General features: G+C 66.0%; 19 protein-coding genes. 15 read left to right on the top strand and 4 right to left on the bottom strand.

Features of this window, described 5'->3' with window-relative positions; all coding sequences use genetic code 11:
- Nucleotides 1-29: 29 nt before the first annotated feature.
- Nucleotides 30-830 carry a sulfite exporter TauE/SafE family protein gene (locus tag JOF48_RS00545; RefSeq protein ID WP_209676307.1) on the top strand — a complete coding sequence of 267 codons (801 nt, stop codon included), beginning with the start codon at nt 30-32 and terminating at the stop codon, nt 828-830.
- On the opposite strand, the gene JOF48_RS00540 is transcribed toward JOF48_RS00545, so the two are convergent.
- The 3 genes from JOF48_RS00540 to JOF48_RS19940 all read right to left on the bottom strand — a co-directional run bounded on the left by JOF48_RS00540 (nt 827) and on the right by JOF48_RS19940 (nt 6156).
- Complete coding sequence (locus tag JOF48_RS00540) at nt 827-1819, bottom strand: aminoglycoside phosphotransferase family protein (protein ID WP_209676304.1); 993 nt, start codon at nt 1817-1819, stop codon at nt 827-829. The two genes, JOF48_RS00545 and JOF48_RS00540, sit on opposite strands and share 4 nt — an antisense overlap.
- A gap of 8 nt (nt 1820-1827) precedes the next feature.
- Nucleotides 1828-2559 carry a VIT1/CCC1 transporter family protein gene (locus JOF48_RS00535; protein WP_209676301.1) on the bottom strand — a complete coding sequence of 244 codons (732 nt, stop codon included), beginning with the start codon at nt 2557-2559 and terminating at the stop codon, nt 1828-1830.
- 174 nt (nt 2560-2733) lie between these two features.
- Entirely contained in the window at nt 2734-6156 is a 3423-nt protein-coding gene (locus JOF48_RS19940; protein ID WP_209676298.1) for a DUF4439 domain-containing protein, read from the bottom strand.
- Between the two features lie 159 nt (nt 6157-6315).
- Here JOF48_RS19940 and JOF48_RS00525 point away from each other — a divergent pair, with 159 nt between their 5' ends.
- The 6 genes from JOF48_RS00525 to JOF48_RS00500 all read left to right on the top strand — a co-directional run bounded on the left by JOF48_RS00525 (nt 6316) and on the right by JOF48_RS00500 (nt 13260).
- Nucleotides 6316-6945, top strand: a complete 630-nt coding sequence (locus JOF48_RS00525) for a ribosome maturation factor RimP (RefSeq protein ID WP_209676295.1) — start codon at nt 6316-6318, stop codon at nt 6943-6945.
- A gap of 2 nt (nt 6946-6947) precedes the next feature.
- On the top strand, nt 6948-7919 hold the full coding sequence (gene nusA, locus JOF48_RS00520; protein ID WP_209676292.1) for a transcription termination factor NusA: 972 nt from the start codon (nt 6948-6950) through the stop codon (nt 7917-7919).
- Between the two features lie 84 nt (nt 7920-8003).
- Nucleotides 8004-8336, top strand: coding sequence for a YlxR family protein (locus JOF48_RS00515; RefSeq protein ID WP_342591113.1), 333 nt, complete (start codon nt 8004-8006; stop codon nt 8334-8336).
- 190 nt (nt 8337-8526) lie between these two features.
- On the top strand, nt 8527-11382 hold the full coding sequence (gene infB / locus JOF48_RS00510; protein ID WP_209676289.1) for a translation initiation factor IF-2: 2856 nt from the start codon (nt 8527-8529) through the stop codon (nt 11380-11382).
- A gap of 107 nt (nt 11383-11489) precedes the next feature.
- The gene (gene rbfA, locus JOF48_RS00505) at nt 11490-11924 is read left to right on the top strand and encodes a 30S ribosome-binding factor RbfA (protein WP_209676285.1); all 435 of its coding nucleotides are present in this window, start codon (nt 11490-11492) and stop codon (nt 11922-11924) included.
- Between the two features lie 136 nt (nt 11925-12060).
- Entirely contained in the window at nt 12061-13260 is a 1200-nt protein-coding gene (locus tag JOF48_RS00500) for an acyl-CoA dehydrogenase family protein (RefSeq protein ID WP_209676283.1), read from the top strand.
- A gap of 169 nt (nt 13261-13429) precedes the next feature.
- Here the strand turns inward: JOF48_RS00500 and JOF48_RS00495 are convergent, their stop codons facing one another.
- Complete coding sequence (locus tag JOF48_RS00495) at nt 13430-14545, bottom strand: ScyD/ScyE family protein (protein WP_209676280.1); 1116 nt, start codon at nt 14543-14545, stop codon at nt 13430-13432.
- Between the two features lie 315 nt (nt 14546-14860).
- On the opposite strand from JOF48_RS00495, the gene truB reads away from it, so the two are divergent.
- The 8 genes from truB (at nt 14861) to JOF48_RS00455 (ending at nt 23348) form a co-directional block, all read left to right on the top strand.
- The gene (gene truB / locus JOF48_RS00490; RefSeq protein ID WP_209676277.1) at nt 14861-15838 is read left to right on the top strand and encodes a tRNA pseudouridine(55) synthase TruB; all 978 of its coding nucleotides are present in this window, start codon (nt 14861-14863) and stop codon (nt 15836-15838) included.
- A gap of 2 nt (nt 15839-15840) precedes the next feature.
- Nucleotides 15841-16239, top strand: a complete 399-nt coding sequence (locus JOF48_RS00485; RefSeq protein ID WP_425353729.1) for a hypothetical protein — start codon at nt 15841-15843, stop codon at nt 16237-16239.
- On the top strand, nt 16236-16685 hold the full coding sequence (locus tag JOF48_RS00480) for a hypothetical protein (RefSeq protein WP_209676270.1): 450 nt from the start codon (nt 16236-16238) through the stop codon (nt 16683-16685). Before JOF48_RS00485 ends, JOF48_RS00480 begins: the two co-directional genes overlap by 4 nt.
- A 13-nt stretch (nt 16686-16698) precedes the next feature.
- On the top strand, nt 16699-17895 hold the full coding sequence (locus tag JOF48_RS00475; protein WP_209676268.1) for a GNAT family N-acetyltransferase: 1197 nt from the start codon (nt 16699-16701) through the stop codon (nt 17893-17895).
- A gap of 94 nt (nt 17896-17989) precedes the next feature.
- A complete protein-coding gene (locus tag JOF48_RS00470) occupies nt 17990-18931 on the top strand; it encodes a bifunctional riboflavin kinase/FAD synthetase (protein ID WP_209676266.1) in 942 nt (313 codons plus the stop codon).
- A 189-nt stretch (nt 18932-19120) separates the two neighbouring features.
- Entirely contained in the window at nt 19121-19390 is a 270-nt protein-coding gene (gene rpsO / locus JOF48_RS00465) for a 30S ribosomal protein S15 (RefSeq protein WP_209676264.1), read from the top strand.
- Between the two features lie 355 nt (nt 19391-19745).
- Complete coding sequence (locus JOF48_RS00460) at nt 19746-21986, top strand: polyribonucleotide nucleotidyltransferase (RefSeq protein WP_209676262.1); 2241 nt, start codon at nt 19746-19748, stop codon at nt 21984-21986.
- Nucleotides 21987-21989: 3 nt separating this feature from the next.
- Nucleotides 21990-23348 carry a M16 family metallopeptidase gene (locus JOF48_RS00455; protein WP_209676260.1) on the top strand — a complete coding sequence of 453 codons (1359 nt, stop codon included), beginning with the start codon at nt 21990-21992 and terminating at the stop codon, nt 23346-23348.
- Nucleotides 23349-23379 lie beyond the last annotated feature (31 nt).

Raw genomic sequence — 23379 nt, 5'->3', positions numbered from 1 at the left:
GCTGGGTCCGGCGCCACGGATAGGACGCCATGGTCTCCGGACTCGAAGACATCACCACCGCCACGATCCTGCTGGTCATTGTGGCGGGGTTTGCCGCGGGCTGGATCGACGCCGTCGTGGGCGGCGGCGGGCTGATCCAGCTGCCGGTGATGTTGATGATCCCCGGCATTTCCCCGGTCCAGGCCCTGGCCACGAACAAGATGGGCTCCATCTTTGGCACCGCCACGAGTTCGGTGACGTACTACCGGCGCGTGAAACCGGACATGCGCACGGCGCTGCCCATGGCCGCCGTCGCACTGGTGGGCAGTGTGGGCGGGGCCGTGGTGGCCGCCAGCCTGCCGGGTGAGGTGTTCAAGCCCATCATCGTGGCTGCCCTGGTTGCGGTGCTGCTCTTCACAGCGTTCCGGCCGGGCATGGGAGCGCACACGGCGCTGCGCCATGCGGGGCGCACCCACCATGTGGTGGCTGCCTGCATTGGCGGTGTGATCGGATTCTACGACGGCCTGATCGGACCCGGCACCGGCTCATTCCTGGTGATCGCCATGGTCAGTCTGATGGGCTACGCGTTCCTCGAAGCCAGCGCCAAGGCGAAAATCGTCAACCTCGCCACCAATGCCGGCGCCCTCATGTTCTTCCTGCCGCACGGCTCCCTGCTGTGGGGCGTGGGCCTGATCCTGGGCGGCGCCAACATGGCCGGCGGCTACCTTGGTGCGCGGACCGCCGTGAAGCAGGGCAGCCGGTTCATCCGGATCGTGTTCCTCGTGGTTGTCACGGCACTCATCATCAAACTGGGCATCGACGTGTGGCACGAGAACATCTCCGGCAATTAGTACAGACGGTGCAATTCGTGCGCGGACGGCAGGCCGGGAAGGGTCCGCCCGGCCAAGGTGCTGGCCACCCACAGCGAACGCTGGGCGTCGTGCGTCAGGGACTCCGACAAGTAGGCCAGCGCATTTTCCACCTCGCGGAGCACGGCCCAGGCAGCAGCAAGGTCTTCATCGAGCCCGGCTGCCAGTGACAGTGCGGATGCCCGACGGCGCAGCGCAGCTTCGGTGTCCAGCGCCGGAAGGTCCTGGATCCGGTTCCAGAGGCAGGGGGCCACCGCGAATTCAGCATCACCCACCTGGACCTGCGGATCGATGGCAAGGTAGCCGGATCCGCCGTCGCGCCTGGCCAGCACATTTTCATAGTGCAGGTCCGTGTGGACCAGCACGTCGTTGCTGCTGCGCCGGCCCACGGCGCCGCGCGTGTGGCAGACCTCCAGCGCGGCTTCCAGCAGCCAGCGGGGAAAAGGCTCGCCCAGTTCCGTCCACGCCTGGGGCAGTTCGTCGCTGTACCGTTCGGCCGTGGCGGCGATGTGTGGCAGCTCCCGCCATTCGGCCCTGGCATCGGGGTGGATCTGAAGCTCTTTCATCACAGCGCCCCAGACCGGTATGGCCTCCTCCATGGGAAGTTGCAGGAGGGAACGCCGTTCATCGAGCCGTTCCAGCAGAATGGCCCCGATGACGGCGTCGCTGGCCAGCAGGCGCACCGCACCCGAACCGCCCCACAGCTCAAGCGCCAGCGGTTCCAGCAGCGCCTCGTCGTGGGGAAACGCCACCTTCAGGGCGGCCGGCAGGCCGTCGGCGGTGAGCACCGGCACCACAACGCCCGTATGCCCGTGCCACGGCCCGCCACCGGGCGGCAGGTCCAGGCGAAGCGCCCACTGGTCCAGGGCCTGGTCAATATAGCCGGGTACCTTGCCGAGCCAGTGCCGGCCCTCCGCGCTCTGGCGGTGCCGGCGCCGCAGGGCTTCAGGAACTTCAATGCGTGGGGTCACGGGACGGGTCAGCCGATCAGTCCGCTGGAGCCCAGCAGGCTGCCCACCAGGAACGTGGCCACGAGTGCAAGTGCGCCGCCCGCAACCACCCGGGCCGCAGCCTTCAGCCGCGAGCCTCCGCCAATGGTTGCCCCGATCCAGCCGGTCACCGCCAGTGCCAGCAGAACCGCAACGAAAGTGACGGGGACGCGGATGCTGTCCGGCGGCAGCAGAATGGCAAGCAGGGGAAGTATGGCACCGGTCGTGAAGGCGATGGCCGAGGCAAATGCGGCGTGCCAGGGGCTGACAACCTCGTCCTCGTCAAGGTTTAGTTCGGCCTGGAGGTGGGCGCCAAGCGCGTCATGCCCTGTCAGCTCGGAGGCAACCTGTGCCGCCGTTGCGGGGGAGAGGCCCTTCTCTTCGTACACCCGTGTCAGCCGCGCCAGGCTCTCCTGCGGTGCACTCTCAAGTTCTGCCTGCTTGGCCGCGATCATGTGCTTTTGGCTGTCGCTTTGGCTGCTGACGGAGACGTATTCGCCCAGGGCCATGGAAATGGCCCCGCCAACCAGGGCAGACATGCCGGCGGTGAGGAGGGGGCCGGTGCCGCTTGTTGCCCCGGCAACACCAACCACGACGGCGGCCACGGAGACAATGCCGTCGTTGGCGCCCAGGACCCCTGCCCGCAGCCAGTTCAGGCGCTGTGCAATTTCTCCCGTGTGGGACAGCTCGCGCGGCCGTGCCACATCTTGTGATTGCTTCATGATTCCATCTGACCACCTCGCCCGGCGTGCCGCCAGCAAGGAAAGGATGCCCTCGCGAAGGTTTGGCTATCCTCAATCCGGCCCTGCCAGGCTGCCGGAATGCCGTTGCGGACTGCCTTGTCCTGCTGCCCTTCCGGGTTGCCCTGCGGTGCTTTCGCCGGGCAACCGGGAAGGCTACTGCGCGGCCGTGATGCCGGGCAGGGCTGCGACGGTCCCGCCCCAGCTGGCGTGGGTGCGGGTGGTGTCCAGCAGCCAGGCCACCGAGATTTCGCGCAGCTCTGAGGTGACGCCGGCCTTCGAGGTGGGTGTCGGGCTGGTGGTCTCCCCATTGGAGGTGGCGCCAGGTTCGGCCGGTGCCGTGGTTGCGACAACCGGTGCAGGCATGGCCTCGCTCAGGGCTGCCAGGTCGGCATAGGTGGCTGCAAGCTCGTTTTCCAGACCGGCCAAGGCAGCGCCCGGCGCGGAGGTGAATTCAGGACTGAGCGCATAGGCCGGGATAAGCGTCACAGTTGGCAGGCAGCGCGCGGCCAATTCGGCGTTGAGCGCGACCAGCTTGTCCTGGTGCTTGGCGGTCAGCGTCCGTCCGCGCAGCCCCTCGTCGCCGCCAAGGTGGGCGGATGCCACCTGGTAGGCGTAGATGGCTTTCTGTTCGCCTTCTGCGGCAGCCCGCAGTGCCCCGTCCAGGGTGACGCCCTCGCGCGGGGTCTTGGTGGACTTGCATTCGGGGCCGGTCGCAAGCTGGAAACCGGCGGTTTCGGCCAGCATGTCGGAGGCAGGCAGCTGGATGTTGGCAGCCGCGGCCAGCGACTGGCTGCGCATCAACTGGCTCGTCCCGGCGGAGGCAAAGACGCGGCCCATGGCCTTGCTGGCGTAGTAGGCGTCCCCGAGCATTGCATCACCATTCTTTTGCAAGGCGGCCACAACACCCGGAAGCGTGGCCGGTGACAGGGTTGGTGCCGCAGAGGTTGCCCCCGACGATATGGCGGAGAAGGTTCCCTTCGGCATGCCGTCGTCCAGTGCCTTGCTCTGGGCTGACAGGTCAATGGCTGTCTGCGACAGCTGGTCCATGACTGCCGGATCCTGGCTGACCGCACTCAACTCGTTGACCTGGTCCAGCAGGGCGTTGGTAGCAGCCCATGCCGCCTGCCGGTCCTTCTCGGTTTGCTCGGTCGCCGCGTTGTCGTTGCTGATCGTGTAAAGGACGGCGCCCAAGGCAAGGACCACAACCACGATTGCGGCAAGAATCAGCAGTGTCCGCTTCTTCTTGCGGGGCTCGCGTTCCTGCTTTTCCTTTTTGTCCTTCTTTTGCTTCTTGGCGGGGGCAGGCTCTTCGTCTGCCACTGCCTCCGGTTCCACGTCCTGCATGTCAGCGTCGACCTCTTCGGGAGCAGCGACGGCGCTTTCCTTGCCCTGGGCCCTGCGCCGGCTGCGGCGTGAGGACTTGGCTGCCTCGCCGCCGGATTCCACGGGATCTACCGTGTGCTCCGCGGCAGATTCCGCCTCGGACTCCGCCGTCCACGCGGCGAGGGCCCGGGCCACGTTTGACTGGGCGGTCTTTGGAGCTGGCGCTGCTGCCTCCGGATCTTCCCAGTCACCTGGCTCCTTGGCGGGGGAGATGGGGAGGGCGTTGGTGGCCGTGTCCAGGTCAGGCGAGGGCCAGACGAAGGTGTCAGATTCACGTACGGCACCAGCCACACCGTCCGCGGTGGTGTCCGGGCTGGCGGCATCGGCGGCATCCGGCTTCAGGAAAGCGGAAACATCGAACTTTGCAGCCGCTGCCCCTGTGACTGCTTCATCCGCGTCGTTGGGTGCCGGGGCCGGCGCTTCCGGTTCCGGCCTGGTCAACAGGTCAAAGTTAAACGGAGGCTCATCGTCAAAGGCGTCGCCGGACAGGTCAAAGCCTTCGTGGTCACCTGCAGCGTCGCCGTACCCTGCTTCAGCGTCATCGGCCCGCACGGCGTCGACGGCCGGGGCGGCATGCCCAGGGACGTCCGCGGGCTGGAGAGCTGCGGCAGCGACGGGCTCGGCAGCCTCGACGGCGTCGGCCAGCTCGACCGTCCCGGCGGTGTCGCCAAGCCCAGCTTCGACAACGGCCGTGGCATCCTCGGAGACACCTTCAAGCTCGAACGCTTCGGCGACGTTGCCCGTGTCTGAGGGCTGTACCGCAACGGCCGATTCGAATTCCTGTGGTCCGCCGGCAGACTCCAGTGAGTCGGCAGCCTCGGCGGTGCTGGCAAGCTCGGGTTCGATAGCCGATGTGGCGTCCGCCGGGGCGTCTTCGGGTTCGGGAGCGTCGGGGACGTTGTCTGTTTCGGCCGGCTCGGCAGCTTCGATGACAACGGCGGGCTCGGCCGGGCCGGAATCGTCGGATGAGGAGGCACCTTCGAAGTCGTCGTCGGGCTGGGCGGCCTTTGCATCCTCGGCCGGCTCAGCTTCGACTGCAGTCGTGTCATCTTCTGGGACGTTGTCCGCCTCGAGTGCTTCGGGGGCGTTGTCCGTGTCGAAAGGCTGGGCGGTCTCGGCGGACTCGGAATCCAGGGCCGCTTCAGCAGGCGCCGGTGAGTCGGTGGGCACTTCAGACTCGGCGGGCTGTGCAGCCTCTGCCACAGGGGCCGGTTCGACGGGCTCGGGGACGTCCGCAGCGTCAGGTTCGACGGCTGCCAGGACTTCCTCAGGGACGTCCACAGGCTCGGGGGCATCGGGTGCGGCTTCCGTCTCGGTGGGCCCTTCGCCTTCCTCGGGCACTTCGGCTTCAGAATCTGCCGCGGCGGAATCTGTCTCTTCTTCGGCTCGTGCAAGCGGGGAGGGCTGAGCTGAAATTGTGTCAGGAGTTTCCACGGACGCGGACACGATTTCTTCGGCGTTGTCCGAAGCCGCCGCGGCGAAAATTTCCCCGGCCGCCGGTGCTTCGTCTGCGGTTTCCGGGTCCGCGACGGGCCCGGTCTTCTGCGGCGCGGTTCCCGCAGCGTGTGCGCTCTTGGCCATGGGTACGTCGGCGCTGTCGATCAGGGCAGGCTGTTCTTCCGCCGCCAGCGCTTCGCTCCCCGGGTGGTTGTCCGGGGTGCCGTCATTTTCTGCGGAGCTGGGGACGCCGGTTGCAGCCTCCTGGACTGAAATTGTGTCAGACCCGCCCGTGGCGGTAGTCTCTTCTGCAATGCTGGAGCCGGTGTCCTCCCGGTTGTCCGGCACTGATTCATCAGCTTGTGGATCCATGGCCGGCGAAGACGCCTCCACCCCAGGTGCGGCTTCGGCGTCAGTGGGCAAAATACCGGGCTCAGCAGCGGCTTCGGCATCTACTGGCCCGGTTGCGGCATCGTCTGCAGAGTTGGCCGGCGGGAGGGTCTCGCCCGTCCCATTCCCGGCGGAAGGTGCAGGTGCCAGCGTCGGCGCGGAGCCGGCGTCGTCCGTGTCAGGGGCGGCGGGGGTGGAACCAACCATAATCAGGGGCTGGGGAGCCTTCTTGACAGGTGTGCCGGCAGGCGAGGTTGCCCGGCGGGGTGCCTTGCGGCGCGGCGGCGCGGAGGGTTCCTGCGTGCTGGCAGTTGATTTGGCGGGGAGGGAATCGTCGGTCCCGGACACGGGCAGTGGTTTGGTCACAAGGGTTGATACTCTCACGAGTGCCCTTGCCAGCGCACACTGCGGCTTAGCATAGGCCCAAGATGCGGTAATACTCACACCCAATTCGTCCTGCGCCATGGGTGGAAACTCGGTAGTCTGTATAACTACAACAACATCAATAGGGAGGCGTGCGTTTTTATGACCAAGCCAGACAGGCCAGGCAAGGCCGCACGCTCAGGGAATTCCCCCTCAGCTTTGGACTCCACAGCTGAGGCGCAGCGGGTCCACGCCCTTCTTGAGCCCACGGTGGCTGCGGCAGAGTTGTTTCTGGAGGAAGTGAAGGTTCACTTCGCCGGCAACCACCGCACTGTTTCAGTGATTGTTGACCTTCCGGAGGACCAGGAGGGGGGAGTGGGCCTTGATGCCATTTCAACCATCGCCCGGCAACTCTCCGATGTCATGGATTCCGACCCCAACGATGACGGCAGCGCCTACGACCTGGAAATTTCCTCCCCGGGTGCGACCCGCCCGCTGACGGAGCCGCGCCACTGGCGCCGGGCACTGGGGCGCATGGTGAAAGTCAACGCCGCCGACCGTGAAAACTTCATGGGCCGGATTCTGGCCGTGGATGACGACGGTGTACTGTTCAAGCCCGAACTGCCCGTCAAGAAGGGCATGAAGCCCAAGCAGGGTGAACCTGAAAAAGTCTTGTTCACCGCCATCCGCCGTGGTGTTGTGGAGTTGGAATTTGCCCGCCTCGACGAGGCCGAGCTTGATTTGGAATTTGAACCAACGGGCCGCGACGCGGCCGCTGGAGAGGGAAGCTGACCATGGACATTGATATGAGCGCATTGCGCGAATTGGAGCGTCAGAGGGAAATTCCCCTGGACATGCTCATCCCCACCATCGAGCAGGCATTGCTGATGGCGTACTACAAGTCTCCCGGCGCCCATGAGGAAGCCCGTGCCGAGCTTGACCGCAAGAGCGGACACGTCACCATCTGGGCAGCTGAGATTGACGACGACGGCGCCAAGATCGGCGAATTCGACGACACGCCCCAGGGCTTTGGCCGCATCGCTGCCAGCACCGCACGCCAGATCATTCTGCAGCGTCTGCGCGACGCCGAAGACGACGCCGTGGTCGGCGAGTTCCGCGGCAAGGAAGGGGAGCTGGTCTCCGGCCAGATCCAGCAGGGCAACAACCCGAACATGATCCAGGTGAACCTGGGTGCTGTTGAGGGTGTGCTGCCACCCAACGAGCAGGTCCCGGGTGAGGACTACCGGCACGGCAACCGCATCCGCACCTTTGTTGTTGAGGTGCACCGCGGCCTGAAGGGCCCCTCCATTACGCTCTCGCGGTCTCACCCCGGCCTGGTTCGAAAGCTGTTCGAAATGGAAGTCCCCGAGATTGCCGACCACACGGTGGAGATCGTGGCCCTGGCCCGCGAAGCCGGACACCGCAGCAAGATGGCCGTCCAGGCGAACAAGCCCGGTGTCAATGCCAAGGGTTCCTGCATCGGTGAAATGGGATCGCGCGTGCGTGCGGTCATGACCGAACTGAACGACGAAAAGATCGATATTGTCGACTTCAGCGAAGATCCGGCAGTCTTTATTGCCAATTCACTCTCACCGTCCAAGGTGATTTCCGTCACCATCGTCGATGGGGCGGCGCGCTCGGCCCGGGTGGTTGTCCCCGATTATCAGCTGTCTTTGGCCATTGGCAAGGAAGGGCAGAACGCCCGCCTGGCTGCGAAGCTCACTGGCTGGCGCATCGACATCGTCTCGGACGCCGCGGCGGTTTAGGTCTGCGGCGCGCCCGCGCGGTAGAATAAGAAGAACCGGGCCCAAAACCGCCCTGACACCCAAAATCCGAAAGTACAGCAAATAGTGGCGAAGAAAGCATTGGCGGCGCAGGAATCATCCGGGCACGCCGGGCTTGATATTTCCACCTCAGCCGTGCGGACGTGCATTGGATGCAGGAAGGCAGATGCCCGGGACCAACTCATACGGCTGGTCAGGTCAACCAACAACTCTGGAACAACAGTGGCGCTGGTCGATGTGCACGCCCGTATGCCTGGCCGGGGAGCATGGCTGCATCCCGGACTGGAATGTTGGCGGCTGGCCATCAAACGACGAGCCATTGGGCGGGCCCTTCCCGGGGTCACCGATGTGCGCGACGTTGAATTGTTAGCCGAACAGGACCTGCGCAAGCAGGCCTGAAAATACGAACCCAATTGTCCCTTTTGCGAAAGCGGGTCAGAAAACCGATGGAAACCCGATGAGTACCCAGCGATGAGTGCCCAAAAATGAGCAATTTCATGTGCTCTCACGCCGCCCATTCCGGCATGGAATGGTGCAGTAAGAATTAAGCGGTTCGTACCTGTCCGGTGCGGGCCGAGACAGGAGAAATGTGGCCAAGGCCCGCGTCCACGAGCTTGCAAAAGAGCTCGGTATCACCTCAAAAGAAGCATTGAGCAAGTTGCAGGAAATGGGCGAATTCGTTCGCTCTGCCTCCTCAACCATTGAGGCCCCCGTCGTAAGGAAACTTCGCGACGCATTCCCGGCAGCAGCAAAGACTGCCGAACCGGCTGCCCCGGCAGCCGCACCCAAGACAACTGCACCGAAGGCTGCCGCAACGACGGCAACTCCAGGTGCTGTTCCTGGCCCGAAGGCTCCGACACCGGCTGCCAAGCCCGGCGCCAAGGCTGTTCCAGGACCTGCCGCACCGGCAGCCCCTGAAGCCGCACCGGCTGCTGCTGCACCGGCTGCCCCTGCAGCAGAAGCTGCTGCGCCGAAGGCTGCAACGCCAGGGGCCCCGCGTCCCGGCAACAACCCCTTTGCCACCTCGCAGGGCATGCCCCGTTCAGGTGCCCGCAGCGAACGCAGCGACAACCGTGGCGGCGACAGCCGTGCACCGCGTCCCGCAGGAGCAGGCGCCGGTGCACCCCGCCCGGGCAACAACCCCTTCGCAACGTCGCAGGGCATGCCCCGTCCGGGCGCCCCGCGCAGTGCTGAAGCCGGCGCTGCTGGCCCCCGCCCCGGCGGCCCACGTCCGCCGGCAGGTGCACCCCGTCCGGGCGCACCCCGCCCGGCAGGCGCCCCCGGTGCAGGCGGCCCCCGTCCGGGTGCCCCGCGCCCCGGTGGTCCCCGCCCCACACCCGGCATGATGCCCAACCGCACCGAGCGCCCTGCTGCGCCCGGTCGCGGAACTGACCGTCCCGGTGCTCCGGGCCGCGGTCGTCCCGGTGCTCCCGGCGCTACGCCGGGTGGTGCACCGGGTGGTGCTCCCGCCGGTGGTGGCTTTGGCAAGGGCGGCCGCGGACGCGGCGGCACCCAGGGTGCCTTCGGCAAGGGCGGCGCAGGCCGCGGCAAGCAGCGCAAGTCGAAGCGTGCCAAGCGCCAAGAGCTGGAGCAGATGAGTGCTCCTTCACTTGGTGGCGTGACCGTACCCCGCGGCAACGGAGACACCGTGGTGCGTCTGCGCCGCGGCTCCTCCATCACCGACTTCGCCGACAAGATCGAAGCCAACCCGGCAGCACTGGTGACGGTGCTGTTCCACCTCGGTGAAATGGCAACCGCCACCCAGTCACTGGACGAAGACACCTTCGCCCTGCTGGGTGCCGAGCTGGGCTACAAGGTCCAGGTCGTTTCCCCCGAGGACGAAGAGCGCGAGTTGCTCAGCAGCTTCGACATCGACTTCGACGCCGAGCTTGAAGCAGAAGGCGACGAAGACCTCGAGGTCCGTCCGCCGGTTGTCACCGTCATGGGCCACGTCGACCACGGTAAGACGCGCCTGTTGGACGCCATCCGCAAGTCGGACGTTGTTGCCGACGAGCACGGCGGCATCACCCAGCACATCGGTGCCTACCAGGTTGTCCACGAGCACGAAGGCACCGATCGCAAGATCACCTTCATTGACACCCCCGGCCACGAGGCGTTCACCGCCATGCGTGCCCGTGGTGCCAAGGTCACCGACATCGCCATCCTGGTGGTTGCGGCCGACGACGGCGTCATGCCCCAGACGGTTGAAGCGCTCAACCACGCACAAGCGGCCAATGTGCCTATCGTGGTGGCTGTGAACAAGATCGACAAGGACACGGCCAACCCGGAGAAGATCCGCGGCCAGCTGACCGAGTACGGCCTGGTTCCCGAGGAATACGGTGGTGACACCATGTTCGTCGACGTTTCAGCACGCAACGGCATCAACATTGAAGAGCTTCTCGAAGCCGTCCTGTTGACCGCCGATGCTGCCCTGGACATGCGCGCCAACCCGAACAAGGACGCCCGAGGCATTGCCATCGAAGCGAACCTGGACAAGGGCCGCGGTTCCGTGGCCACCGTCCTGGTCCAGTCCGGCACCCTGCACGTCGGTGACATCATCGTTGCCGGCACCGCCCACGGCCGTGTCCGTGCCATGTTCGACGAGAATGGCGACGCCATCTCTGAGGCAGGCCCGTCACGTCCGGTCCAGGTCTTGGGCCTGTCGAACGTGCCGCGTGCAGGTGACACCTTCTTCGCCACAGGCGACGAGCGCACCGCCCGCCAGATCGCTGAGAAGCGTGAAGCAGCGGACCGCAACGCAGCTCTTGCCAAGCGCCGCAAGCGCATCAGCCTGGAAGACTTCGACCAGGCCGTTGCAGACGGCAAGGTTGACACGCTCAACCTCATCCTCAAGGGTGACGTTTCCGGTGCCGTTGAAGCACTGGAAGACTCGCTGCTGAAGATCGACGTCGGCGAAGGCGTGCAGCTGCGCGTCATCCACCGCGGTGTCGGTGCCATCACGCAGAACGACGTCAACCTGGCCACGGTCGACAACGCCATCATCATCGGCTTCAACGTCAAGCCGGCCGAGCGTGTTGCCGAACTGGCCGACCGCGAGGGCGTGGACATGCGCTTCTACTCGGTCATCTACGGCGCCATCGATGACATCGAACTGGCACTGAAGGGCATGCTCAAGCCCGAGTACGAAGAGGTCCAGCTGGGCACCGCGGAAATCCGCGAAGTGTTCCGCTCCTCCAAGCACGGCAACATTGCAGGCTCCATCGTCCGTTCCGGCATCATCCGCCGAAACACGAAGGCCCGCGTGCTGCGTGGCGGCAAGCTCATCGGCGACAACCTCACGGTTGACTCGCTCAAGCGCTTCAAGGATGACGCAACCGAAGTCCGCACGGACTTCGAGTGTGGCATCGGCCTGGGTTCGTTCAACGACCTGCAGACCGAGGACATCATCGAGACGTTCGAAATGCGCGAGAAGCCCCGCGTATAGCAGTCACCACAGTGTGGGGCGCCTCCAATATTTTGGGGGCGCCCCGCGCCGTTCCCTAGGATGGTTGCAGACCATCCATAAGTCTTTCCAACCTGAAGGAGAACATCATGGCTGATTCAGCCCGCGCGTCCAAGCTGGCGCAGCGCATCAAGGTTGTGGTGGCTGAAGGCCTTCGCTCACGCGTCAAGGATCCCCGCGTCGAGGGCATCACCGTCACCGACGCCCGCGTCACCAACGACCTCCAGCACGCCACCATCTACTACACGGTCTTCGGCGACGAGACCGCCAGCTCCGAGGCCAAGATCGGCCTGGAGCGCGCCAAGGGCGTGCTCCGTGCCGAGGTCGGCAAGAACATCACCGTCCGCCTGACTCCCACGCTCGAGTTCATCGCAGATGAAATCCCCGAGAACGCCTCCAACCTGGAAGCGCTGCTCCGCGTTGCCAAGGAGCGCGACGCCAAGCTGGCCGAGCTCTCCGCGAACGCCGAGTTCGCAGGCGAAGCGGACCCCTACAAGAAGCCTGAGGAAGACGAAGAGGCATAGCCGCTTCCCTTTTTCAAGAAGTACGACGGCGGGAGCCCACCTTCCAGCGGAAGGCGGGCTCCCGCCGTCGTCCGTCCCGGGCATCTGCGGCCCGCAAACACGCAGCGGGGCCGCAGCCGCCTGCCGGTGGTGTTGAATGGCAGGTAGCACCTGCCTGCCTCGTGATTGGACGTACGCCGTGGAACCAACAGACCTGATATCCCTCGACTCGATGCTGGCTGCCCGGGAAGTTGCCGTCCGGGACAGGGTGCGGGCGTTTGTGCAGCAGGAGATCAAGCCGCACATCGCCGACTGGTTTGAACGGGCGCACTTTCCGCTGGAGATCGTGCCGAAGCTGGGCCGGCTGGGGCTGCTGGGCATGCACCTGGACGGCTACGGCTGCGCCGGTTCCAGCGCCGTGGAGTACGGGCTGGCCGCCGCAGAGCTTGAGGCCGGGGACTCGGGCATCCGCACCTTCGTCTCGGTGCAGGGATCGCTGGCCATGACGGCCATCCACAGGCACGGCTCGGAGGAGCAGAAGCAGCAGTGGCTGCCGCAGCTGGCATCGGGCGAGGCCATTGGCTGCTTTGGCCTGACCGAACCCACAGCCGGATCCGATCCGGCATCCATGGCCACCTTTGCCCGGCGCGACGGCAGCGACTGGGTGCTCGACGGCACCAAGCGCTGGATCGGGCTGGCCAATGTGGCGCAGGTGGCCGTGGTCTGGGCGCAGACGGACGGAGGTGTGCGGGGCTTTCTGGTCCCCACCGATGCCCCCGGCTACTCCGCGGACGTGATTGGGCCAAAGCTCTCCATGCGCGCATCGATCCAATGTGAGGTCACCCTGGACGGGGTACGCCTGCCAGCAGACGCGGTGCTGCCCGGTGCCATCGGGCTGAAGGGGCCGCTGCAGTGCCTCAACGAGGCGCGCTACGGCATTGCGTGGGGTGCCATGGGTGCCGCCCGCGACGCCTTCGAGGAGGCGCTGGCGTATGCCAAGGGGCGGCTGCAGTTCGGCCGGCCATTGGCCGGGTACCAGCTGACCCAGCAGAAACTTGTGGACATGGCCCTGGAAATCAACAAGGGTTTCCTGCTGGCCCTGCACCTGGGCAGGCTCAAGGATGCGGGTGCGCTGGCGCCACACCAGATCAGCGTGGGAAAGCTCAACAACTGCCGGGAGGCCATCGAGATCTGCCGCACCGCCCGGACCATTCTGGGCGGCAACGGCATCACCCTCGAGCACTCTCCGCTGCGCCACGCCAACAATCTTGAATCCGTGCGCACCTATGAGGGGACCGATGAAGTCCACACCCTCATCCTCGGCCATAAGCTGACGGGGGTCAGTGCCTTCAACTGACACTGCCGGGCATCCAACAATTCACACGCCCACGTCCAACAACTGCAGCATGGATCTTGAGGCCGGGGGATTGCCGGCCAGACGCGCGGCGCCATCCGCTGCAGGGGGTGGAAACACACGGCGGCACCCGCCCGCAACGGGAGGGTGCCGCCGTCGTCAGGCAGCGGGGTTAGCGCAGACGCATGGTGAAGAGGCTGCCGCCCGTTTCAGCCAGGGCGTTTGTCAGCGCCGCCATGGTGTGTCCGCTGACTTCAACATCCGAGGCCATCATGGCAGGCAGCACGTTGCTCGCGCGTCCGTTCTTGAGCCGGCTGACACCGTCACCCATGAGCTGCGCCACGTAGACGTTGTTGTTGCGGTCCACGGCGATGCCCGTTGGCGCGGACAGGCCCTGCGCGAGAAGCTGGGTCTTGCCGCTGTGCAGGTTCATCCGGTAGGCCTTGCCAACACCGAGTGACTCCCCGGGGACGCCGGGCAGCACCGTGTAGTACAGCCACTGCCCGCTGACCTCGACGTCGGTGGGCACAGGCTGGGCGTAGTACTTCAGGCCCAGCATGCAATCGGGCACGACCATGCCCATTTCAGCGGCGGCCGCGACCACCGCAGCATCGATCGTGACGGCCTCGGCAGGCAGCGCCTTGACCAGCTTCACCTTGCCGCGGTCGCTCACGTAGAGCAGCGCGTTGGCGCCGGCGTCACCGACGTACACGCCATTGCGCACGGGCGCCGAGGAATACGGATGTGAGAACACCTCGCCCATCTGCTGCAGGTAGGGGGCCTGGGCCAGGCATTCGGGGGAGGCGTCGCGGACACCGTAGACGGTGTTTCCGTCCGGGTTGTTGGCGGCCTCAAAGTCGGCCAGGTCGGTGATCTGGCGGGTGGTGCCATGCCTGTCGATCTGCATCAGCCGGGCCGGCAACAGCACGCCGCCGGGCTCGGGGCCGGTGCCCTGGTCGTTGTTGAAGTAGTAGGTGGCTCCGTTCGAGTAGGAGACACCTGCAATTTCCTGCCCGGGCGCACTGACCACCGTGGTCTTCACGCCCTTGGCTGAAATGGAGCTCAAAGTTCCGGCGAAGGACTCGGCCACCAGGTAGCTGCCGTTGGGCCCGAAGGACACCTTCAGGGGGCTGATGAGCTGGGACGCCACCTCGGTGACGGGGGACGGCTGGTGGTTTCCGTGGCCGTTGTTGTTGCCGTGGCCGCCGGGAGCGGCCATGGCAGTGCCGGTGCCAAGAATCATGGCAAGCGAACAGGCGGCCGCAATGGCCGCGATACGTGACTTCATAATTTCCCCTATGGGGCGGGCCCGGTGATGGTCGGGCGGAGGAGGTGTCGATGCCGGCTGCGACCCTTTAGATCCAGCCGGACGGCCTACCCAAACAACGGGTGAAGCGGAGCTTTGTCCCCCAGAAGCCGCAGTCCGTCACACGACGCCGCACCAGAACCGGGTGCAGCACGTGGCTTCAGCGTAGGGCGGCGCCCCTGCCGGGTCAACAAGTATTTGTCCCGCACCGCACCGGCCGGTGATGTTGCTCTCCCGACAGCCTGCCGGGAACGGCGGAACCATGCGGTTGGCCCGGGTGCGGATATACTTCAAAGCGTGCTTTCTGGACTGGTAATTGTAGACAAACCGCAGGGATGGACCAGCCACGATGTGGTCGGACGGATGCGAAGGCTGGCAGGGACCCGAAAAGTGGGCCACGCCGGCACTCTTGACCCCATGGCAACCGGCGTCCTGGTGGTGGGAATCAACAAGGCCACCCGCCTGCTGACGTACATTGTGGGCACCTCCAAGACCTATGAGGCCACCATCCGCCTCGGCGCCACCACCATCACTGACGATGCCGAGGGCGAGACCACCGCCACCACCGACGCCGGCGCGGTCACGGACGAGGCCATTGAGGCGGGCATCGCGGCCCTGCGCGGGCCCATCCAACAGGTGCCCAGCAGTGTCAGCGCCATCAAGGTCAACGGCGAACGCGCCTACGCCCGGGTCCGCTCCGGCGAGGATGTCAAGCTCGCCGCCCGCCCCGTCACCATCCACTCCTTTGACGTCCTGGACATTCGCCGCGGCCAGAACGACGGCGTTGCGTACGTTGACGTGGACGCCACCGTTCGCTGTTCCTCGGGAACATACATCCGCGCCCTGGCTCGCGACCTCGGCGGCGGCCTGGAGGTGGGCGGGCACCTGACCGCGCTGCGCCGCAGCGCCGTGGGACCGTACCTCCTGGAGCAGGCCCGCACCCTGGAGGAGCTGGCCGAGGACCTGCAGGTCCTGGACATCGCCGATGCCGCACGTGCGCTCATGCCCGTGCGCGAACTCAGCGCCGAAGAGGCCGTTGAACTCTCCTTCGGCCGGCGCATACCCGCCAGCGCCGGCGGCGGCCACACGAAGGAAGACCCCGCCGCTGCCTTTGCCCCGGACGGCACGCTCGTGGCACTGCTGGCCGATGCCGGCAAGTGGGCCAAGCCGGTCCTGGTGTTCCCGCCGGACCCGGTGGCCGCCGCCGCAAAGACTGACCGGCCGGAACCGGCAGCCGGGGCATCCTCAGACGTGCCTGGGGAGGGCGCCCGGTGACAATCGACCCCTGGTTCATCACCGGCGCCATCGTCGGCATCGCCTCCACCCTGATTTGCGTCGTTGCCGCGGTGATGAAGAAGAAACCCAACGATGTCACCATCCTCAGCCTGGCCGCCGTCGAACTTTTCATCCTGGTCTACGCCGCAGGTTCAGCCGTCAGGCTGCTGGGTCCGGAGTCCCTGGCGGGGGAGGCCTGGGAGTTCTGGGGCTACATGTTCACCGCCGCCATGCTGCCCGTGGCCGGGTTCTACTGGGCCATGATGGAGCGCACGCACTGGTCGAACTACGTCATGGGCGCCGTGGGCGTGACAGTCATGGTCATGCTCGCACGCATGGCACAGATTTGGTACGGCACCGGGCTGCCCGCGGCCGCACTGCAACAAGGAATGGGACTATGAAAACGAGCAAGGCCCCGAAAAGTGACGCCGCCGCCGCAGCAGGCGCGGACGCGCCCCACGGACGCACCACGGGGGCCGGGCGGCTGCTGATCACCGTGTATGCGGTCTTCGCCATCTCGGCCACCGCCCGCGCCGGCTACCAGATCGCCACACACTTCGCCGACGCCCCCGTGGCCTACCTGCTGTCCGCCTTCGCCGCCGTCGTCTACATCGTGGCCACCGTGGCGCTTGCCAAGCCGGGTGCGAAGTGGGCGCTGACGGCCACCATCGCGATCTGCGTGGAGCTGGCGGGTGTGCTGGTCGTGGGCCTGCTGAGCCTGCTGGACGCCGAGGCATTCCCGCACGCCACCGTGTGGAGCATGTTCGGCAAGGGCTACGGCTTCATCCCGCTGCTGCTGCCGGTCATCGGGCTGATCTGGCTGTACCGGCACCGCGAAGCCAAGTGAGCGGGTGCGCCAGGTGAGCGGGACGGGCCCCTCCCGCAGCCATCCGGTGCTCAGCGACGGCCAAACCACGCTGCGCCGCTTCACCGCCGCTGACGCGTCCGCCTTTGCCTCCATCCACACGGATCCGCTGAACATCACATGGACCGCGTCCGACCCCGCCATGACCGTGCGGGAGGCAGGGGAGCTCATTGCGGGCTCCATCGCCCGCGGCTGGGAAGATGGGCGCTACCTCCGCTTCGCCATCACTGACATGCTCGACGGCGTCCCCGCCATTGTGGGCACGCTCAGTTTGCAGGATGTGTTTTCCACCGCCGGCGGGGGATCTGCCGGCGTTGGCATCAAAATGCTCCCGGCCGGGCGCGGCACCGGCGCCGCACAGCGGGCCATTGCCCTGTTGTGCGGCTACGCGTTTGGCAACCTTGGCCTGGAAATCCTGCACTGGCGCACCACCGCCGGCAACGAAGCCAGCGCGTCCCTGGCCCGGCGCTGCGGCTTTGTGCTGGCCGCCGAAATCCCCGGCTACGGACACGTGGACGGGACAGTGGCGGACGGCCTCATGTTCACACTGACGCGGGACGGCTACCACCTGTTCGACGGCCTGCCTGCCGGATCCGGCGCCCTGGACCTCACTCCCGCCGTGCCTGTCCTTGCCGGCGACCGGGTGGTGTTGCGTGCGCTGTCCATGGCGGATGCGCCGGCCCTGGTGGAAAACTGCCGCAACCCCGAGGCCGTCCGCTGGACCGCCGTGCCGCTGGACTACTCCATGGCCGACGCCGACTTCTTCATCAACAAACTCACGGTGGAAGGCTGGCGGACCGGCCGGACCCTGATTTTCGCCGCGGCCCGCGCGGACACGGACGAACTCCTTGGCACGATCGACCTGCAGTGCAAGGCGCCGGGTGCCGCCGCCGTCGGCATCAACTTCGGCCCGCACGCCCGCGGCACCGGGGCCGCCGAAGAGGCCGTGCGGCTGCTCCTTGACTATGCGTTCGACCAGCTAAACCTCGCGTGGGTCCATTGGATCGCCATGGTGCCGAACTGGGCCAGCCGGAAACTGGCCTGGAAGCTGGGCTTCCACTATGACGGGCACGGCCGCGGGGATTACGACGACCGCGGCAAGCCGGCCGACCGGTGGCTGCTGTCGCTGGCCGCCGGGGAGCCGCGGACCCCGGTCCAGCCCTGGACGGGGCCGGTGCCCCGCAGCGGGTAATCTTGGACAGGTAATCTTGGACGCGGCAGCGGGGCTGCCGCACACCGTGCCGGCACAATCCACCGGCACACCACTGACTGGATGAGGAAACGTAGTGCAGATTTGGAACTCCCTGGCTGAGGTTCCCCGGGACTTTGGGCCCTCCGTGGTCACCCTGGGCAACTTTGACGGGCTTCACCGGGGCCACCAGGAAGTCCTCGCCCAGGTCCGTGCGGAGGCCGACACCCGCGGGGCCGCCGCCGTGGCGCTGACCTTCGATCCGCACCCCGCACTCATCCACCGCCCCGAATCGGCACCCGGACAGATCATGGGCCTGGCCGACAAGCTGGCCGCCATGGCCGAGCTCGGCCTGGACGGTGTCCTGGTGGTGCCGTACACACTGGAATTTGCTGCACAGACACCGGAAGAGTTCGTCCGCAGCGTCTTTGTCGAAACCCTGGGTGCGTGCACCGTCGTCGTTGGCCAGGATGTCCGCTTCGGCAAGGGCAACTCGGGGGACCTGTCCACCATGGTGGAGCTGGGCGGCGAACTCGGGTTCGACGTCGTGGTGGTCAATGACGAGGGGCACGACCGGCGCTGGTCCTCCACCTGGGTGCGCGAGGCACTGCGCAAGGGCGACGTCGACACCGCCTCGGCCGTGCTGGGCCGCCACCACACCATGAGCGGGGAAGTGGTGCACGGGGCCGCCCGGGGGCGTGAGCTCGGCTTCCCCACCGCCAACCTTTCCGGGGACGCCTGCGGGATCATCCCGGCCGATGGCGTCTATGCCGGCTGGCTCACCGACACGCACGGCCACCGCTGGCCGGCCGCGATTTCCGTGGGCTCGAACCCCACGTTTGTGGGCGTCAGCCGGCAGGTTGAAGCGTATGTGATCGACCGGCCCGAAGAGCCCGTGGAGGCGTTCAACCTCTACGGCCAGCACGTGGTGGTGGAATTTGTGCAGCGGCTGCGGGGCATGGTGGCCTACACCGGGCCCGAGGCCCTGATTGAGCAGATGCACCTGGATGTGGACCAGGCCCGGGCCATCCTGGACTGAGTCCGTGACATTGCGGGGCATCCGGCGGGTGTGTCATGGCCCACCCGCTTCGACATCCACTGCCTTTCTGCACTAAACTGAAAGATGGAATCCGGCTGCAGTCCGTGGTGGCTGGATTCTCCCGTGGCGGCCCCAGCAATGGCGGTCACTGCAGGACACATGTTCACGGCACATATATAGGAGTTACTTGTGGCACTTGACGCCGCTGTAAAGCAGGAAATCATGCAGGCTTTCGCAACCAGCGAAGGCGACACCGGTTCACCTGAGGTCCAGATCGCGATGCTTTCACGTCGCATCTCCGACCTGACGGAACACCTGAAGATGCACAAGCACGACCACCACACCCGCCGCGGCCTCATGGCCCTGGTTGGTCGCCGTCGCCGCCTGCTTGCGTACCTCAAGGACACCGACATCGCCCGCTACCGTACGCTCATCGAGCGCCTCGGCCTGCGCCGCTAGTTGCGTGATTTGAAAGGCGGCCTTCCCGGTGCCACGACACTTGTGTTGTGGCCGTGGGAGGGCCGCCTTTCACAGTGTAGGAACGCTATGCTGTGAAACAGTGCGGGCACCGCCCCGCACACGCACCACCACCCCGCCTCACCACACACCGCAAGGCATTCACGCATTCGCGGTCCTCGGTAGTGGCTTCCGGGAAAGGGCATGAGAATGCCCAGGCCCGTGGGCCTCGATCGAAGACCGGGTGTCGTACATCAGGACCACAGCACCATCCGGTGGTACCTGGAAAGAATGCCGCACCGGCGCCGATGCGGGGTTCAACGAAGAACATCTACCACGAAATGGAGGTGACTCTCTCATGGAGGGTCCCGAGATTCAGTACTCAGAGGCCGTTATCGACAACGGCCGCTACGGCACGCGCACCATCCGGTTTGAAACCGGACGCCTTGCCCAGCAGGCAGCAGGTGCTGCCATGGTCTACATCGACGAAGACACCGTCCTGCTCTCCGCCACCACGGCCGGCAAGCACCCCCGCGAAGGCTTCGACTTCTTCCCGCTGACGGTTGACGTGGAAGAGCGCATGTACGCAGCCGGCCGCATCCCGGGCAGCTTCTTCCGCCGCGAAGGCCGCCCCTCAACGGAGGCCATCCTGGCCTGCCGCCTGATGGACCGCCCGCTGCGCCCGGCATTCGTCAAGGGCCTGCGCAACGAAGTCCAGGTTGTTGTCACGGTTCTGGCGATCAACCCGGACGTGCTCTACGACGTGGTGGCCATTAACGCCTCCTCCATGTCCACGCAGCTTTCCGGCCTGCCGTTCTCCGGCCCCATCGGCGGCGTGCGCGTTGCGCTCATCGACGACGGCCAGGGCCCGCAGTGGGTTGCCTTCCCGAAGCACTCCGAGCTGGAAAACGCCGTGTTCAACATGGTGGTTGCCGGCAAGATTGCCGGTGACGACGTCGCCATCATGATGGTGGAAGCCGAAGCAACCGACAACTCCTGGAACCTCATCAAGGAACAGGGCCACCAGGCCCCCACCGAAGAGATCGTTTCCCAAGGCCTCGAAGCGGCAAAGCCGTTCATCAAGGCCCTGTGCGAGGCACAGGCGGACCTGGCAGCACGCGCCGCCAAGCCCACGGTTGAGTTCCCCGTCTTCCTTGACTTCGAGGATGACGTCTACGACGCCGTTGCAGTCGCAGCCACCTCCAAGCTGACCGACGTGTTCTCCATTGCTGACAAGCAGGAGCGCGACAACGCCTCGGACGCACTGAAGGACGAGACCATTGCCGCCCTGGCCGGCGACTTCGAAGGCCGCGAGAAGGAGCTCTCCGCAGCCTTCCGCGCCGTCACGAAGCACGTCATCCGCCAGCGCATCCTCACCGAGCAGGTCCGCATCGACGGCCGCGGCCTGACGGACATCCGCCAGCTCACCGCCGAGGTCGAGGTTCTGCCCCGCGTGCACGGTTCGGCCATCTTCGAACGCGGCGAGACCCAGATCCTGGGTGTCACCACGCTGAACATGCTGAAGATGGAACAGCAGATTGACTCGCTGAGCCCCGTCACGCGCAAGCGCTACATGCACAACTACAACTTCCCGCCGTACTCCACCGGTGAAACCGGCCGCGTGGGCTCGCCCAAGCGCCGCGAAATCGGCCACGGCGCCCTGGCCGAGCGTGCCATCATGCCTGTTCTGCCATCGCGTGAGGAGTTCCCCTACGCCATCCGCCAGGTATCCGAGGCGCTGAGCTCCAACGGCTCAACCTCCATGGGCTCCGTCTGTGCATCGACCCTGTCGCTGCTCAACGCCGGTGTGCCCCTGAAGGCACCCGTTGCAGGCATCGCCATGGGCCTGGTCTCCGACCAGGTTGACGGCCAGACCCGCTACGCTGCCCTGACCGACATCCTCGGCGCCGAAGATGCCTTCGGCGACATGGATTTCAAGGTTGCCGGCACCTCCGAGTTCGTCACGGCCATCCAGCTGGACACCAAGCTCGACGGCATCCCGGCCTCCGTCCTGGCCGCCGCCCTGAAGCAGGCACGCGAAGCACGCCTGCACATCCTGTCTGTCCTGACCAGCGCCATCGACGTCCCGGACGAGCTCTCCGAGTTCGCGCCCCGCGTCATTGCGGTCAAGATCCCCGTTGACAAGATCGGCGAGGTCATTGGGCCCAAGGGCAAGATGATCAACCAGATCCAGGAAGACACGGGCGCGGACATCTCGATTGAAGATGACGGCACGGTCTACATCGGTGCAACGAACGGCCCCTCGGCTGACGCTGCCCGCTCGGCGATCAACGCCATCGCCAACCCGCAGGTCCCCGAGATCGGCGAACGCTACCTGGGCACGGTCGTCAAGACCACCACCTTCGGTGCGTTCATCTCCCTGACCCCCGGCAAGGATGGTCTGCTGCACATCTCCGAACTCCGCAAGCTCGCCGACGGCAAGCGCGTGGACAACGTTGATGACGTGGTGTCCGTTGGCCAGAAGATCCAGGTGGAAATCACCAAGATCGACGACCGCGGCAAGCTGTCCCTCTCACCGGTCATCGCCGGTGAAGATGACGCCACTGAAGAAGCAGCTACCGAAGGTGCTGCTGAATAATTCATGGCGATCACCCTTTTGCCGCTGCTCAGTGCCGCCGACGGACCTGACGGTTCCGACCCCACGCTCATCTCCGGCCAGGCCGGCGGCGCCGTTGTGCGCCGCTCGGTCCTGCCCGGGGGAGTGCGGGTCCTGACGGAAGCCATGCCCGGCCAGCGCAGCGCGACAATCGGGTTTTGGGTTGGTGTTGGCTCTCGGGACGAATCCGAGGGCCAACACGGCTCAACCCATTTCCTGGAACACTTGCTGTTCAAGGGAACCAAGCGCCGCACGGCACTGGAAATCGCGTCCGCCTTTGATGAGGTGGGCGGGGAGTCCAACGCCGCGACGGCCAAGGAAAGCACCTGCTACTACGCACGCGTGCTGGACACCGACCTGCCCATGGCCATTGACGTCATCGCCGACATGGTCACCTCAGCCGTGATTGACCCGGCAGAGCTGGAGCAGGAACGCGACGTCATCCTGGAAGAAATTGCCATGGACGGCGACGACCCCACCGACGTCGCCCACGAAAAGTTTGTTGCCGCAGTGCTGGGAGACCATGCACTTGGCCGCCCCATCGGCGGAACGCCCGAAGCCATCATGGCCGTCCCGCGGGAATCCGTGTGGGCCCACTACCAAAAGCACTACCGGCCGGAGACGCTGGTCATCACGGCCGCCGGCGGCCTTGAACACGACACCGTGTGCCGGCTGGTCCAGGACGCCCTGGAAACCGCAGGCTGGTCCCTTGACGAGGGCGCAGTGCCCGCGGCCAGGCGTTCCAGCGAACCGGTCTCCATCACCGGGACAGCCGGGCTGCACGTGGTGAACCGCCAGGTGGAACAGGCCAACATCATCATGGGCTGCCCCTCCCTGCGCGCCACCGATGAACGCCGCTACGTCATGAGCGTGCTGAACTCGATTCTCGGCGGCGGCATGTCCTCGCGCCTGTTCCAGGAGATCCGCGAGAAGCGCGGGCTCGTGTACTCCACCTACTCCTTCGCATCCTCGTACGCCGATGCAGGCTACTTCGGCATGTACGCCGGCTGTGCCCCGGCCAAGGTCGGCCAGGTCATCGGCCTGCTGACGGACGAGCTGGAGAAGCTGGCCGAGCACGGCGTGTCCGCCGAAGAATTGAAGAAGGCACTGGGCCAGCTGTCCGGCGGCATCGTGCTTGCCCTCGAGGACAGCGGCTCCCGCATGTCCCGTCTGGGCCGGGCCGAAATCGTCACCGGTGAGTTCCTGGACATTGACGAATCCCTGGACCGGATCCGCGCCGTCACGGCCGCGGAGGTGCAGGCGCTGGCCCGCGAACTGGCTGCCGCCCCGCGCACCATCACCGTGGTCGGCCCGTTCGAGGAAAGCGAAACCTTCGGCCTCTAGGCCCTCTGCGTCACGGAGGTGGCCCCCAAAT

This window comes from Arthrobacter stackebrandtii (assembly GCF_017876675.1).
GTDB lineage: Bacteria > Actinomycetota > Actinomycetes > Actinomycetales > Micrococcaceae > Specibacter > Specibacter stackebrandtii.
Note: the sequence above shows the minus strand (reverse complement) of the source record. Positions and strands in the feature narration are given on the sequence as shown.

Bases quoted from the DNA above. Each gene is read 5' to 3' on its own strand.
- JOF48_RS00545 (WP_209676307.1), top strand. From the start codon at position 30: ATGGTCTCCGGACTCGAAGACATCACCACCGCCACGATCCTGCTGGTC.
- JOF48_RS00535 (WP_209676301.1), bottom strand. From the start codon at position 2,559: ATGAAGCAATCACAAGATGTGGCACGGCCGCGCGAGCTGTCCCACACG.
- JOF48_RS00525 (WP_209676295.1), top strand. From the start codon at position 6,316: ATGACCAAGCCAGACAGGCCAGGCAAGGCCGCACGCTCAGGGAATTCC.
- nusA (WP_209676292.1), top strand. From the start codon at position 6,948: ATGGACATTGATATGAGCGCATTGCGCGAATTGGAGCGTCAGAGGGAA.
- rbfA (WP_209676285.1), top strand. From the start codon at position 11,490: ATGGCTGATTCAGCCCGCGCGTCCAAGCTGGCGCAGCGCATCAAGGTT.
- JOF48_RS00500 (WP_209676283.1), top strand. From the start codon at position 12,061: ATGGCAGGTAGCACCTGCCTGCCTCGTGATTGGACGTACGCCGTGGAA.
- JOF48_RS00495 (WP_209676280.1), bottom strand. From the start codon at position 14,545: ATGAAGTCACGTATCGCGGCCATTGCGGCCGCCTGTTCGCTTGCCATG.
- JOF48_RS00480 (WP_209676270.1), top strand. From the start codon at position 16,236: ATGAAAACGAGCAAGGCCCCGAAAAGTGACGCCGCCGCCGCAGCAGGC.
- JOF48_RS00460 (WP_209676262.1), top strand. From the start codon at position 19,746: ATGGAGGGTCCCGAGATTCAGTACTCAGAGGCCGTTATCGACAACGGC.
- JOF48_RS00455 (WP_209676260.1), top strand. From the start codon at position 21,990: ATGGCGATCACCCTTTTGCCGCTGCTCAGTGCCGCCGACGGACCTGAC.